The sequence below is a fragment of the Rhizobium mesoamericanum STM3625 genome (assembly GCF_000312665.1).
Classification (GTDB): domain Bacteria; phylum Pseudomonadota; class Alphaproteobacteria; order Rhizobiales; family Rhizobiaceae; genus Rhizobium; species Rhizobium mesoamericanum.
This window is the reverse complement of the sequence record NZ_HF536773.1, coordinates 335,835-350,092: the sequence shown is the minus strand read 5'-3', so window position 1 is coordinate 350,092 and position 14,258 is coordinate 335,835. Positions and strand designations below refer to the sequence as shown.

Sequence of the window (14,258 nt, the reverse complement as noted above, 5' to 3'; positions counted from 1 at the left end):
GGACAAAAAGAATAAACAAAGTCACACGATGGAATCGTCCGACAGGGCCGGTGGCCTTCACCACGTGCGGGAGGCAAATAACGCGTGCGTCGCCGGCTGCTTAATCGTTATAATAGCGCTGCTCGCGTTGACGGTTTTCCTCAAATCGCGTTCTATCCGCCACCATTTGTCCGGCTGCACGACGGCCAGAGGAATTCGGAGGAGGTTTTATGCGCATAATCCGCACGATAGCAGACTTACGCGATCAGCTTGGTGTCGCTCGGCGGGACGGCAAAACGATCGGTTTTGTGCCGACCATGGGATTCCTGCATATCGGCCACATGGAGCTGGTCGCCCGCGCACGTGCCGAAAATGACGTGAGCGTGGTCTCGATCTTCGTCAATCCGCTGCAGTTTGGCGCCAACGAGGATCTGGGCAAGTATCCGCGGGATCTGGCACGCGACCGTGCGATGCTCGAGGCTGCCGGCGCCGATATTCTGTTTGCACCTGAAGTCAGCGAGATGTACCCGCAGCCGATGCTGACGCTCGTCGATGTGCCGGCACTCGGAAATCAGCTGGAGGGAGAGGTACGGCCCGGACACTTCGCCGGGGTGGCGACCGTCGTCACGAAGCTTTTCAACCTCGTGCAGCCCGATCGTGCCTATTTCGGCGAGAAGGACTACCAGCAGGTCGCGCTCATCAAACGGATGGTCGAGGATCTCGCCCAGCCGGTTCGCGTCGTTGCCGTGCCAACCGTGCGGGAGGCTGACGGGCTTGCTTGCTCTTCGCGCAACGTTTACCTCGACGAGAGGGAACGGGAAGCGGCCGTTGTCCTGCCGAAGGCGCTGGCGGAAGCCGAGCGGCTTTATGCAGAGGGATGCGATAGCCCCGAGGAATTGGAGGCCGCGTTAAGTCAGTTCATCGCGGCTGAGCCGCTTGCCACGCCCGAAGTGGTCGCAGTACGCCATCCTGAAACGCTAGAGCGCCTGTCCTCGCTGCAATCGGCGCCTGCGCTTGTTGCACTTTTCGTGCGCATCGGCACGACGCGGCTCCTAGACAACAGGGTCATCGGGATGAAATCGGTCAAGAACTCGAGGGCGGCGTAGTGAGCACCCATAGCAAGCAGAAGCGGCTGACGACCGCCTCGATCCGCGCGATGAAGGGCAATGAACGTGTCGTTTGCCTGACAGCCTATACGACGCCGATCGCGCGCCTGCTCGATCCGCACTGCGACCTTCTCCTGGTGGGCGATTCTCTCGGGATGGTGCTCTATGGCATGGAGACGACGGTTGGCGTAACACTCGACATGATGGCTGCCCACGGCCGTGCCGTCATGCGCGGCGTATCGCATGCCTGCGTCATCGTCGATCTTCCTTTCGGCAGTTACCAGGAATCGAAAGAACAGGCGTTTCGGAACGCCGTCCGGCTGATGCAGGAGACTGGATGCGACGGCGTGAAGCTGGAGGGCGGGGAGGAAATGGCGGAGACGATCGCGTTCCTGACCGCAAGAGGCGTGCCGGTTTTCGCCCATGTCGGACTTATGCCCCAGCTCGTTAATACGGCCGGCGGCTTTCGATCCCTAGGGCATTCGGAGGAAGAGGCGGTAAAGATTCGGCGCGATGCGCTGGCCGTTGACGAAGCCGGCGCCTTCGCGGTTGTCGTCGAGGGAACCGTCGAGCCCGTCGCCCGCGACATTACGGCTTCGCTTCGCGTGCCGACGATCGGGATTGGCGCATCGCCTGCGTGTGACGGACAGGTTTTGGTGTCGGACGACATGCTGGGACTTTTCAATGACTTCAAGCCGCGGTTCGTCAAGCGCTTTGCCGAGTTGAGCCCACTGGTGTCCCAAGCCGCGCAGACTTACGCCGAGGAAGTTCGCTCCGGCCAGTTTCCGGCCAAGGAACATACCTTCCAGCCAAAGCGGTAGCCTGACGGGGTGATGAAAGCAGGTCTTAGATCCGGCCGAGCCAAGCGTTTATTCCACGGGCGGCAGCCTGGCCGGTGGCGAGACACGCCGTCAGGAGGTAACCGCCGGTCGGTGCTTCCCAGTTGATCATCTCACCGGCGACGAAGAGGCCGGGCAGGGCCTTCAGCATGTAGTTCCGATCAATCTCATCCCACTTGACGCCGCCGGCCGAGGAAATTGCCTCGGCAATAGGGCGAGTTCTTTGAACAGGGATCGGCAAGGCTTTGATAAGGCCTGCCAGTTGATCGGGATCGCCGCGCTCCGTGGTGCCGGCGAACTCGCGCACGAGTGCGGCCTTCACACCGTCGATACCGACAGCCTTGCGCAGCCGGTTCGATAGACTTGCCTTCGGATCCTGTTTTCCAAGTTCGCGGGCGACGCGGTCTTGCGCGCGCCCAGGCATTAGGTCGACGTGGAGTGTTGCTGCTTGGCCAGCCGCCAAGCTCTCCCTCAATGCTGCCGTATGGGCATAGACGAGACTCCCCTCGATGCCATGCCGGGTGATGACAAATTCTCCGGGGATCGTTCCAGCCAGCGAGGATGCCGTAACTGATTTGACCGGCTCGCCCGAAAAACGCTGCCTTAGATACTCGCTCCAATCGACGTCGAACCCGCAATTGGCCGGCTGGAAGTCATCGACTGCGATGCCCTTTCCCCTCAGCCAAGGTAGCCATCTCCCGTCAGAGCCAAGCCGCGGCCAGCTTTTCCCGCCTAGCGAAAGGAGTGCTGCATCCGGTCGGATCACATTGGTGCCGACGGGTGTTTCGATTACGTAGTCGTCGCCCGAAAATCCAATCCACCGGTGCCGGACCAGTATCTTGACGCCTTGTGCCTCAAGTCTTCGCAGCCAAGCGCGCAGAAGCGGCGAGGCTTTCATGGCTGTTGGAAACACGCGCCCGGAGGATCCCACGAATGTTTCCGCACCAAGTCCTGTCGCCCATGTTCTGACATCGGACGGCTTGAAGCTGTCCAGTGCTTCGCGCAGCCGGGCGTTCGACGTGCCAAAGCGTGATGCGAAGCGCTCGTAGTCCTCGGAATGCGTGATGTTGAGCCCGGACTTGCCGGCAAGCAGAAACTTCCGCGCGACTGTCGGCATCGCTTCGTAGACGGTGACGGCGTGTCCTTCGGACGACAAGCTTTCCGCGGCCGCCAGGCCCGCCGGGCCGCCGCCGAGGATCGCGATTTGCTTTCTCACCATTAAAGGTCGCCCGGGATCGATATCAAAGGCCTCTCATGGCCTGAGTGAAGACGATGCGCAAGAGCGTTGTCATTTGAGGAGCATGCAGCACATGCGACGGGTAGGCGCTTATGGCGGACCCGTGCGAGAGCATGTGCCGCGTTGCGCAGCGTGGCTACGCCACGCGCCGTCCGCACCGGTATGAACTCAAGGGAAGTCAATCCACGATGCGGGGCGTGAATTTCGGCTGTTCTGGTTCTGCGGCTTCTTTGATCGCCTCTTCGTGATACCAGCAGCTTTCATAGACGGACGGGACCACGTCTTTTTCAACGTCGACCCTCTGGCGACGCTCTGCCCCAGCGAATCGCTTGGGGAACGTGTAAATCTTTGCGGTCTCGTGATGCACACCAATGGCCATAAAGTGCCTCCTGCTCATCGACGTCCAAGGACGTTAGCACGACCATAGCAAAGTTGCACAGGAAATGCGCTGTGTGATTGAAAAAAGTGCAACATTTGTTGGATTTGTGGGCATTCAAAAATGCTGGCATTTATATCAGAATCTACGCAAGGGTAAAAAATAATCAGATGCCTAAGTTTTGCTCATCGTGACAGTGATGCGAAAAAAATGTTGCTCCGGCTGGTTGCTCGGGGAATGTCGGGGAGGGTGAAGCTCGGTGGCGATGTTTAGGCCATTAACCACTTGAGTCCGCTGCTAGTTCTGGCCCGGCAACCGACGAAAGAGCATGATTTGCGGGACGTCTTGTCGGGTCACATCGGATTGCTTTCTAGGTCGTCGCACGCGAACTGGCACGCCACCTGCATGTAGCTTGGCATCCCTTCGCGATCTGGGCCTTATCAGGTCAGGTTCGCGTGAGGATTTGCTCACGATTTATGTTTGAGAGACTCGCAAATGACCAAGTATAAGCTCGAGTACATCTGGCTCGATGGGTACACCCCGGTACCAAATCTCCGTGGTAAGACGCAGATCAAGGAATTCGACGCTTTTCCGACCCTCGAGCAGCTCCCGCTCTGGGGCTTCGATGGTTCGTCGACGATGCAGGCCGAAGGCCGCAGCTCTGACTGCGTGCTAAAGCCCGTGGCGGTTTATCCGGACCCGGCCCGCACGAACGGCGTTCTCGTCATGTGCGAAGTAATGATGCCTGACGGTGTCACCCCGCATCCGTCCAACAGCCGCGCGACGATCCTCGACGACGAGGATGCATGGTTCGGCTTCGAGCAGGAATACTTCTTCTACGAGAACGGTCGTCCGCTCGGTTTCCCGGAAACCGGCTACCCGGCTCCGCAGGGTCCGTATTACACGGGTGTTGGCTACAAGAATGTTGGCTCGATCGCTCGCGAGATCGTCGAGGAGCACCTCGATCTCTGCCTCGCAGCCGGCATCAACCATGAAGGCATCAACGCCGAAGTGGCCAAGGGTCAGTGGGAGTTCCAGATTTTCGGTAAGGGCTCCAAGCGCGCAGCCGACCAGATCTGGATGGCTCGCTACCTGCTTCTGCGCCTCTGCGAAAAGTATGGCATCGACATCGAGTTCCATTGCAAGCCGCTCGGCGACACGGACTGGAACGGCTCGGGCATGCACTGCAACTTCTCCACCAAGTTCATGCGCGAAGTTGGCGGCAAGGCCTATTTCGAGGCGCTCATGGCCCAGTTCGACAAGAACCTGCAGGCGCACATCGACGTCTACGGTCCCGACAACCACCTGCGCCTGACCGGCAAGCATGAGACGGCCCCGTGGAACAAGTTCTCCTATGGTGTTGCCGATCGTGGCGCCTCGATCCGCGTTCCGCACTCCTTCATCAAGAACGACTATCGCGGTTATCTCGAAGATCGTCGCCCGAACTCCCAGGGTTGCCCCTACCAGATTGCTTCGCAGGTTCTGAAGACGATCTCGGAAGTTCCGACCGCCGGGTTTGCTTCGGCTGCTGCATAAGCTGCCAAGTTGCGTTCGCTGCAAATGGCGTCGATCGAAAGATCGGCGCCATTTGTCTGGTGGCATCACAAGCGGACCGAAAACGTAGCGGAATAGAATTCCCGGCACAGCGCTCTTCCAGTCCGTTGCTTGCTGAAATCATCTACCGGTTGATAAATTCAACCGAACACGCATAATCCTTTTGCCTTGCCATTGTTTGTCCTTATACTCGCGATCGGATGATCCAATCGCGAGCTGCTCGTGACCGGCAAACAGAACCATCTTCTCCGTTTACTTGGGGTGCCAGCGCTTTTCGCGGATGGCAATGAGATCGTTTTGCCGGAGAAAGCCTACGCGCTCCTCGCTTTCCTGGTCACTGCCCCGCAATATGCGATGGAGCGTGAAATCCTACGCGCGATCTTGTGGCAGTCGGACCAGTCCAAGCAGCGCGCCGGCAGCCTGCGCCAGCTTCTGGCGCGCATTGATCGCAGCATACCAGACAGTCTGCCGCGTTTGCTCAAGACGACGAATACCCATGTCTCCTTCAACCGTGATGCTTGGGACGCAGACGTACTTGTGTTGAGTGATACTGCCGCGCCCTTGCCGCGATCGGCGTGGACGCTGCTTCGCGGCGATCTTCTCGAGGGGTTCAAGGCGCCGACGATCGAGGCCGAAGAGCGAGTTGTCGTCGAGCGTCAACGCATCGAGCAGCGCCGCGAGGCTCATATTATTGCACTTCTGGAAACACCAGAGAAACGTACGTCCGACGACATCCTGATACTTGCAGGCTCGCTGCTTGAGGCCGATCCTGCAAACGAAGTCGCTTGCCGAGCGCTGATGCAACGACACGTGGACGCTGGGGATCTTGCGGCCGCACGTCAGGTGTATTTGCGATGCCGCAACGAGCTGAGGGCTGAATACGGTGCGGAGCCAGATGGCCAGACCATGGCTCTGGCGCAGGCGCTCGGCATCATCGCACCGGCCTCCCTCGCGGGTCCCTTGAAACCAATCCCGGGCGACGTGCCTTCTGACCCGGTGGGTCAGCCGCGGGTCCTCATACTGCCTCCGGATACGATCTTGTCCGATCCGATGTTGCAGCGTGTGGGGCGCGCGCTTTTGGAGGAGGTCACGATTGGTTTGAGCCAGCAGCGCGGCTTCAAGGTGATCGCCGCGCACACGAGCCTTGAGATCGTCAATCGCAGTCTCGCTGGCGATCCGGTTGTGCCGACGCCACCCGAACTGCGGTTCGACTATACCGTCTACGTTACGATCCACGGTCGGGACGATGACATCTATTCGACTTGCCGGCTGACGAAGACTTCAACGGCCGAGGTGCTCTGGGCGATCGATCTGCCGCTTGCCATGCAGAAGGTCAACACATCATTCGGTCAGCTCGCACGACGTATTGTGATGACGCTCGCCGATACGATCGAGCGTCGCGAGCTCCTGGATATGACGCATGATGTCAATCCGTCAGCCTATCGCTTGTATCTTGAAGGGAAGCGGCTCGTTTCGAAGACTGACCTTCAGCATCTGCGCCAGGCGCGCAAATGGTTCAAATCAGCGCTCTCCCGCCACGACAGGTTTTCATCGGCTCACGCTGGAATGGCACGCGTGCTTGGCATGGAGTGGCTCGTGCGCGGGATGAAAGATACGCAATTGCTGGAGGAGGCTGATCGCTCAGCCTGGCTTGCCCGTGACAGTGACCCGAATAGCGGTAGGGCAATGCGCGAACTGGGCTTCGTCGCCCTCTATCGCCGTCGCTTCAGCGATAGTCTCGACTTTTTCGCTGAAGCGCAGATGCTGAACCCGAATGACGCCGACATTCTCGCCGATCACGCGGATGCGCTGCTGCATGATGGACAAAGTGACCGGGCCCTGGAATTGAGCCTCGCAGCGCTCAAGCTCAATCCGCTGCCCCCCGATTACTACTATTGGAATCTCGGTGGCATCCATTTCGTCCAGGAAAACTACGCAAAGGCGATCGAGGTTCTGGATCGTGTCAAGGACCGTCCGGCCACCTCGCGCCTGTTGGCGGCGGCTCATGCGAAGAACGGCGATGTCGAGGCCGCGTCGCGCTATGCGTCCATCGTTCTCGAGAATTTTCCCGATTTTCGCACCGATGATGTCTGGCAATTCGTGCCGGACCGCAATCCGGATGACACCCGTCAGCTGATTGACGGCCTTCGGATGGCCGGATTGTCCTGAAGCGCTACACCTGAGGCGCTTCCAGCGCCGTCCTAGCGCAAAACTCGGTCACGCCGAAATAACGCCAGTCGGGGCATGCTCCTCCTGTCCGCAGCATGATGCTGCTAAAAGCAGGAGATGACACAATGACGACAACCCAGATCAAGCCAGTCGCAGTACGCCTTTCCGCCGCCGCTCAAGCTGTTTTGAAGCAGGACGCCGTCCAGCTTGACACGAACGCTACGGCGAGCATCGTTCACGCCCTGAAGTTCCGTTGAGGTCGATGCGAATGTCTGTTCAGACCGCACTCGAGCGCCTGGCGCAGGATCTCAGTCTTTCGTCGGCCGGTATCAATAGCTATCACGACCGCTCATTGACGCCTGGACAGACATTCGCGGCCATCAAACCGCACTTCAACGAACTGGGCATTACCCGGGTCGGTTTGCTCACCGCGCTCGACCTCGTCGAGATTCCCGTTGCTTTCGCAACACGGCCGAACAGCTACACCCTTTCTGTTTTTCAGGGAAAGGGCATTGACGAGGAGGCCGCTATGACCTCTGCGGCGATGGAAGCGGTCGAAACGCGCGTGGCGGAAATCCAGCCGAACGATCTCGTGGTGGCGACGCTAGAAGGAATGAAGGCCGAGCATGCGCCAATGATCGACCTCGATCTGGTCGCCCGCTGCGTTCCCTCCGAGATCACCTCACAGCCGATCGCTTGGAGCGAAGGCCTGGACATTATGTCCGACCGCCCCGCCTTCGTGCCTTGGCCACTCGTCGGCCTCGATCATCGGGGTGTCCGGCCCCCCGGCTTCGAGCAGTCGAGTGATGGTCTTGCATCCGGAAATCGGCCGGCGGAAGCCGTGCTTCACGGACTTTGCGAACTGGTTGAGCGTGATGCCTGGGCGCTGACACAGTTGCGCCCATACGAGCAATTGCGTGGCGCGCGCATCGATCCGAGGGCGTTCGGCGATCCAATCCTGGACATCGTCGTCGACCGCATCAATCGCGCTGGAATGCGTCTCTTATTGCTCGACATGACGACCGATATTGGCGTCCCGAGCTTTCTCGCCGTTATCATTCCCGGCAACCTTGGTGAGCACGTGGATGCCCGCTGGACGCACGTCTGCGGTGGATGCGGCTGCCACCCTGATCCCATTCGCGCAGCGCTTCGCGCCATTACAGAGGCGGCACAGAGCCGTTTGACGGCAATTGCCGGTAGCCGCGATGACTTTTCCCCGCGTCTCTACCAGCGGCTCGACGACGGCGGCCCAGTTCAGGAACTTATCAGTCTCTGCGACGAAGCGCCCATCGCTTACAAATTCCCTTTTGAAGCAGCGCCGCGTAGCATTCAGGAAAATATCAGCCACATTCTTGATCGCCTCAAGTCGAGAGGTATCGATCAGGTCGTGGCCGTGCCGCTTTCAAATCCACGCCTTCCGGTTTCAGTCGTCCGCATGATCGTTCCGGGCCTCGAGGTGGATGTCAGCGGGGAATTCATTCAACTCGGATTACGTGCCGTCAACGCCATGCAAGGGGCGATGCAATGAAGATCATTTTCGTAGGTCCGAGCTTTGGTGCCGATATCGACAGGCTTCAGTCTGAGAACCGGTCGATCCTCTTTCGGGGGCCTGCCGCACGCGGCGACATATTGCAAGCCGTTCACGATGGCGCTCGAGCGATCGGGATTGTTGATGGCTATTTCGGAGAAATGCCTTCGGTATGGCACAAGGAAATTCTCTATGCATTGCAGCACAACGTCGTCGTTGCAGGAGGTGCCAGCATGGGGGCGCTTCGGGCTGCCGAATGTGCTGCGTTCGGTATGGTTGGTCTGGGCTCGATCTACGAGGATTACGCGGAAGGCCGCTTGATTGACGACGAGGCTGTGGCGCTCGTGCATGCGCCCGAAGAACTCGCCTGGCTGCCGCTATCGGTTCCGTGGGTGGATTTTCAGCCCACGATCGACGCTCTTTACCGGAAGGGCGCTCTATCGCTTGCCGAACACAAGATGCTGTTGCTCGCCGGGCGAGCGCTCCACTTTTCGGAGCGCACCTATCCCAAGGTCGTCGGAGCTTGTGCTTTTGCCAGTGCTGATCGGGCCAAGGATCTGCTGCGGATGATTCGAGCAGGAAAGATCGAGCGTAAGCGCCAGGACGCTGAACTCGTCCTGCGATATCTGCAGGAGGTGGAATTTGCCGCTCTAAAGCGTGACTGGGGCTTCGCAGCCACCTCGCACTTCGAGCATTTGCGAGCGGAGATCACAGGCGCTGTCACGCCTGTAACGCCCGAGTAACGCCAAACCCGAATGATGGATCTTGTTGTAGCCCTGAAGGCTCATCATTGGAGAAAGCGATAGCGATGAACATTCTGACGAGGGACGAAGGAACAGGGAGTGAGTATGCCAGAATCTTTCGGTTGCTCGCGGCGGCGAAAGACGAAGCCCAGAAGCTCAAGCTGCATAATCTGATGCACTTGACCAATATGGCGCTCCTTCAGGTCGTTATCGATTGGGACGGTATCGACCCGGAACGGGAACTCGATGTCAACTTGGAAAAGCTGATCGGAAAGAAGACGCAGGTCGCAATAAAAGATGCCAGCGAGAACCTTGTGCTTCTCGACTGCCATTAACGTCGGATTGCTCCGCTGCGATCGAACGATTACTCGGCGTCGTCCAGCTGTTCCATGCCCGCAATCGCCTGCACGAGCTTTACGATTTTCTTGCGGACCTGCTCGTTCTTGATCGAGAGGAATGCGGCGTTAAGCAATACACCATCGCGGGAGACGACGAATTCCTCGCTGGGCGTTGGATTGTCGTTGGCCGTTCCGGGATGAACGTCCTCGAAGAAAGAACGGACGTCGACGTCGAGTGCGCCGGCAATCTCAACGAGCATGCTAGCCGAGACACGGTTTGAGCCCTTCTCGTACTTCTGGATCTGCTGAAACGTGACGCCGACGCGATCGCCAAGCTCGGTTTGCGATACTTTACGCATCAGGCGCTTTATGCGGATTGTCTTCCCGACGTGAACATCGACCGCATGGGGTGCATCTTTCATGACTCTCTCCTTCCAACGCCGGTTGTTGCGCGACTATTATGCTAGCGATCAACCTAACGGAGATAATTGATCGGATCAATTGTGTTGATTCGTTTTTTATCTCGTATAAGGCGCCTCGGCTCAACATATTGAAGATCCGGCCATCCGCCTGAACCTCAAGCCGCTTCCAACGCAAATCCCCGCCGCCGAGAGCGCAACCATAGATCGTATGCAGGATAACGGCTTTAAGTTGACGAGCGCTTTTGGCGCCTGTGTCTGCCAATGACGGATTTCGCCCTCGTCTCGGAAGCGGTGGTTTCGTGATGCGGCCGTCGTTCGGTGTTGTCCCAGGATGCGCTATCTTTCTTCTCTTTAGCTCCAATGGTCCCGCGGTTCCTGTGATGGAAGCGCCGGCAAGGGAATCTGCAGGTCGCAATTGCGCGGCGCTTTCGTGTTGCGGTTTGCTGTGTCAGAGATTGACCAGTCGAGGGAAGTGGATTCGTAACTGCCGTGACAATCGGGTTTGCCCATGCCGAATTGATAGCTGTACTCGTTGCTGTGACAGGTGGCGAGCCTCGCGTCATGACGATCCGGTCGGGAGATGCGCTGCCGTCCGGTCCTTTCGAAATGGGTCACCGCACACTGCAGAGCGGTCTGCGCGAATGGGTTCAGGAGCAGACGGGTCATCCGGTCGGTTATCTGGAACAGCTCTACACCTTCGCTGACCGCGACCGAAACAACGAGATCCTTGGCGGCAGGACGATTTCGATCAGCTATCTCGGCCTGGTGCGTGAGCAGTCCGCTCCCGGCGCTGGGCTGCCTGCATGGCATGGCTGGTACAGCTATTTTCCCTGGGAGGACTGGCGCGCTGGACGGCCGGCGGTTTACGACGACATCATATCCCGCCTTGCCTTTTGGGCGCAGCAGGACCCTTTGCGCCACGAGGAGCGATTGCGCCGGGCAAATTTCGCTTTTGGTATTGGTGGGGCTGTGTGGAACGAGGATCTCGTGCTGCAGCGCTACGAGTTGCTCTATGAAGCGGGCCTTGTGAAGGAGGCCGGGTGCTCGCCAAAAGCCAATCTAGGTCGCGCGATGTTTGCCGATCATCGTCGCATTCTCGCGACTGGCATGGCGAGACTGCGTGCAAAGATCAAATATCGCCCAGTCGTCTTCGAACTGATGCCGGAGAGCTTCACATTGTTGCAGTTGCAGCGCAGCGTTGAGGCACTTGCTGGCCTGACTTTGCACAAGCAGAATTTCCGTCGGTTGATCGAGCAGCAGGAGCTGGTCGAGGAAACCGGCGAATCCATGAGCGAGACGGGCGGGCGCCCGGCAAAGCTGTTTCGCTACCGCCACGCGGTGGTAGAAGAGCGCGCGCTCGCCGGTTCGAAACTCCCGCTCTCACGCAATTGACATATGCTCATGTCGAGAATATCTATTTGGGCATGATATGCTCAATTGGAGCATAAATGGAGCCGGCCATGAACCATCGAGTTTCCGCATCCTCCCTGTATGAGCGCGTCCGCCACGTCATCCCGATGGCGGAATGGATGTCCTTCGAAAATGATGTCGAGGCGATCCTCGAGCTGAAGCGGCAGCGCAATGCGGTGATCCTTGCGCACAATTACCAAACACCGGAAATCTTTCATGGCGTGGCCGATATCGTGGGGGACAGTCTGGCGCTGGCCCGCAAGGCGATCGACGTCGAGGCCGACGTCATCGTGCTGGCTGGTGTGCACTTCATGGCTGAGACGGCCAAGCTCCTCAATCCTGACAAGACGGTGCTTATCCCGGATATGGGCGCGGGCTGTTCGCTGGCGGATTCGATCACGCCAGAAGACGTGGCGCTGCTGCGCGAAGCCTACCCCGGGGTGCCTGTCATCACCTATGTGAACACCTCAGCGGCCGTGAAGGCGGCATCTGACATCTGCTGCACGTCAGGTAACGCCAGGCAGGTGGTCGAGTCGCTCGGCGTGCCACGCGTGCTGATGATTCCGGACGAATATCTCGCCCGTAACGTCGCCCGCGAAACGAAGGTCGAGGTCATCGCATGGCATGGGCATTGTGAAGTCCACGAACTGTTTACGGCCGATGACGTCCGGCAACTGCGCGAAAATTATCCCGGTGTGACCGTGCTGGCTCATCCAGAATGTCCACCGGAGGTCGTAGATGAGGCGGACTTCGCAGGATCGACCGCGGTGATGGTCGATTTTATCGGGCGCCAGCGCCCCCCTCGCGTCGTGCTTCTTACCGAATGCTCGATGAGCGATAATGTCGCGGTAAATCACCCTGATGTCGAGTTCATCCGCCCTTGCAACCTTTGTCCGCATATGAAGCGGATCACGCTCGGCAACATCCGCGCGGCCCTTGAAGAAAATCGCCACGAGGTCACGGTCGATCCTGAGATTGCCGGCCCTGCGCGGCGGGCGGTCGAGCGGATGCTTGCGATATGACCGCGCCTTTTGACGTCTTGAGCGGGCAGGTTGTTGTCGTCGGAAGCGGGCTCGCCGGTCTAATGACGGCGCTCACGCTGGCGCCGCTACCGGTCGTGCTCATTACCCGCGGCCCAATTGGTGGGCAGACCTCGAGCGCCTGGGCACAAGGCGGAATCGCGGCCAGTCTTGGTAAGGACGACAGCGCTCAGTTACACCTATCGGATACGCTTGCTGCGGGTGACGGCTTGTGCGATCCCCAGGCCGCGTATGAGATTATCGCAAAGGGCCCGAGCGTCATTGCGGCCCTGGAGCGCGTCGGCGTCTGTTTCGACAGGGATGGCCAAGGGACGCTCGTCCTTGGTCTGGAGGCGGCGCATTCGCGTCGACGCATCGTACACGCGTCGGGAGATGGGTCTGGTGCTGCGATCATCGCCGCTCTCGTTCGGGCGGTCGCAAACACGCCCTCGATTACTGTGCTAGACGCAACCGAGGTGCGCTCGCTTCTGATCCACGACGGTACTATCAGCGGCCTCATGGTTTCGAGAGGGGAGAAGACTGCCGCCGTCATGACCAACAGAGTGGTGCTGGCGACGGGCGGTATCGGCGGGCTCTTTGGCGCCACGACCAATCCGATATGCAATTTCGGGCAAGGACTTGCGCTGGCGGCACGGGCAGGGGCTCAGCTTGCCGACATGGAATTCGTCCAGTTTCACCCGACCGGCCTCGATTCTGCGCGCCGGCCGCTGGCGCTTGTCAGTGAGGCCGTGCGCGGTGAGGGCGCCATCCTTGTCAATGACCGGGGCGAGCGCTTCATGTCGGGTATCGACGGAGAAGAACTGGCACCGCGCGACATTGTTGCGCGCGCCATCAGCTCCGAGCTTTCACTGGGACGCCGTGTCTTCCTGGATGCGCGTCGCGCACTTGGCAATCGCTTCGCCTTGCGCTTTCCAACGATCCATGCGCTATGCCATGAGGCTGGCATCGACCCGGCAATCGACCTCATCCCGGTGCGCCCTGCTGTTCACTACCACATGGGCGGCATTGCAACCGATTTAGCCGGACGCAGCTCGATCCCTGGCCTCTGGGTGGTCGGCGAGGCGGCCTCGACCGGGTTGCATGGCGCCAATCGGCTGGCCAGCAACTCGCTGCTTGAGGCGGCCGTCCTCGGCACGCTGGCCGCTCGTGATATTCATGGAACGACGCAAGGGACCGTTCGCTTGGCACCAAGAGTGTCGCCGGTGCCTGCGCCGGATGCCGCGTTCGTGCGTGCGCTCGTGTCGCGTCATCTCGGTGTGCTGCGCAATGCAGGGGCTCTTGAGAAAGCAATCACGGCACTCTTGCCGCTTGCCGAAACCGACGGACCTGCCGCCGATCCGGCAATTGTTGCTTTGGCAATTGCCGTCTTCGCAATGCTGCGCAAGGAAAGTCGCGGTGCGCATGCACGCAGCGATTATCCCTTGAAGCTGCCGGTTGCCGAACGCCGCTTCATGACGCTTGCTGATGTATTCGATGTCGCGCGTGCCGAAACCCATTCCTTTGCCCGGAGTGCCTGA

14 protein-coding genes are annotated in these 14,258 nt (G+C 59.3%); 11 read left to right on the top strand and 3 right to left on the bottom strand.

What is annotated here, in order from left to right:
• Positions 1-209: 209 nt before the first annotated feature.
• Together panC and panB are read left to right on the top strand one after the other, a co-directional pair.
• Entirely contained in the window at positions 210-1,085 is an 876-nt protein-coding gene (gene panC / locus BN77_RS21985) for a pantoate--beta-alanine ligase (RefSeq protein WP_007536147.1), read from the top strand.
• Complete coding sequence (gene panB, locus BN77_RS21980) at positions 1,085-1,906, top strand: 3-methyl-2-oxobutanoate hydroxymethyltransferase (RefSeq protein ID WP_007536146.1); 822 nt, start codon at positions 1,085-1,087, stop codon at positions 1,904-1,906. Before panC ends, panB begins: the two co-directional genes overlap by 1 nt.
• Before the next feature lie 25 nt (positions 1,907-1,931).
• Here panB and BN77_RS21975 read toward each other — a convergent pair whose 3' ends face one another.
• Complete coding sequence (locus BN77_RS21975; RefSeq protein ID WP_007536143.1) at positions 1,932-3,143, bottom strand: TIGR03862 family flavoprotein; 1,212 nt, start codon at positions 3,141-3,143, stop codon at positions 1,932-1,934.
• 196 nt (positions 3,144-3,339) lie between these two features.
• Positions 3,340-3,540, bottom strand: a complete 201-nt coding sequence (locus BN77_RS21970; RefSeq protein ID WP_040678300.1) for a DUF2735 domain-containing protein — start codon at positions 3,538-3,540, stop codon at positions 3,340-3,342.
• 492 nt (positions 3,541-4,032) lie between these two features.
• Between BN77_RS21970 and BN77_RS21965 the strand changes: the two genes are divergently transcribed.
• The 6 genes from BN77_RS21965 (at position 4,033) to BN77_RS21945 (ending at position 9,866) form a co-directional block, all read left to right on the top strand.
• Complete coding sequence (locus tag BN77_RS21965; RefSeq protein ID WP_007536141.1) at positions 4,033-5,073, top strand: glutamine synthetase beta-grasp domain-containing protein; 1,041 nt, start codon at positions 4,033-4,035, stop codon at positions 5,071-5,073.
• 240 nt (positions 5,074-5,313) lie between these two features.
• Positions 5,314-7,260, top strand: a complete 1,947-nt coding sequence (locus BN77_RS21960; RefSeq protein ID WP_007536138.1) for an AfsR/SARP family transcriptional regulator — start codon at positions 5,314-5,316, stop codon at positions 7,258-7,260.
• Positions 7,261-7,385: 125 nt separating this feature from the next.
• Positions 7,386-7,517, top strand: coding sequence for a hypothetical protein (locus BN77_RS35575; RefSeq protein WP_280109952.1), 132 nt, complete (start codon positions 7,386-7,388; stop codon positions 7,515-7,517).
• Between the two features lie 11 nt (positions 7,518-7,528).
• Positions 7,529-8,788: a YcaO-like family protein gene (locus tag BN77_RS21955; protein ID WP_007536136.1), complete on the top strand. Its 1,260-nt coding sequence runs from the start codon at positions 7,529-7,531 to the stop codon at positions 8,786-8,788.
• Positions 8,785-9,531 (top strand): TfuA-like protein, encoded by a 747-nt coding sequence (locus BN77_RS21950; protein ID WP_007536134.1) that lies wholly within the window; start codon positions 8,785-8,787, stop codon positions 9,529-9,531. The genes BN77_RS21955 and BN77_RS21950 overlap by 4 nt, the downstream gene beginning before the upstream one ends.
• A 65-nt stretch (positions 9,532-9,596) precedes the next feature.
• A complete protein-coding gene (locus tag BN77_RS21945) occupies positions 9,597-9,866 on the top strand; it encodes a hypothetical protein (protein WP_007536132.1) in 270 nt (89 codons plus the stop codon).
• A 29-nt stretch (positions 9,867-9,895) separates the two neighbouring features.
• On the opposite strand, the gene BN77_RS21940 is transcribed toward BN77_RS21945, so the two are convergent.
• Entirely contained in the window at positions 9,896-10,291 is a 396-nt protein-coding gene (locus BN77_RS21940; RefSeq protein WP_007536129.1) for a helix-turn-helix domain-containing protein, read from the bottom strand.
• Positions 10,292-10,780: 489 nt separating this feature from the next.
• On the opposite strand from BN77_RS21940, the gene BN77_RS21935 reads away from it, so the two are divergent.
• The 3 genes from BN77_RS21935 to BN77_RS21925 all read left to right on the top strand — a co-directional run bounded on the left by BN77_RS21935 (position 10,781) and on the right by BN77_RS21925 (position 14,258).
• Entirely contained in the window at positions 10,781-11,683 is a 903-nt protein-coding gene (locus tag BN77_RS21935) for an NUDIX hydrolase (RefSeq protein WP_007536127.1), read from the top strand.
• A gap of 68 nt (positions 11,684-11,751) precedes the next feature.
• Positions 11,752-12,723 carry a quinolinate synthase NadA gene (nadA, locus tag BN77_RS21930; RefSeq protein WP_040678620.1) on the top strand — a complete coding sequence of 324 codons (972 nt, stop codon included), beginning with the start codon at positions 11,752-11,754 and terminating at the stop codon, positions 12,721-12,723.
• Entirely contained in the window at positions 12,720-14,258 is a 1,539-nt protein-coding gene (locus BN77_RS21925) for an L-aspartate oxidase (RefSeq protein ID WP_007536122.1), read from the top strand. The genes nadA and BN77_RS21925 overlap by 4 nt, the downstream gene beginning before the upstream one ends.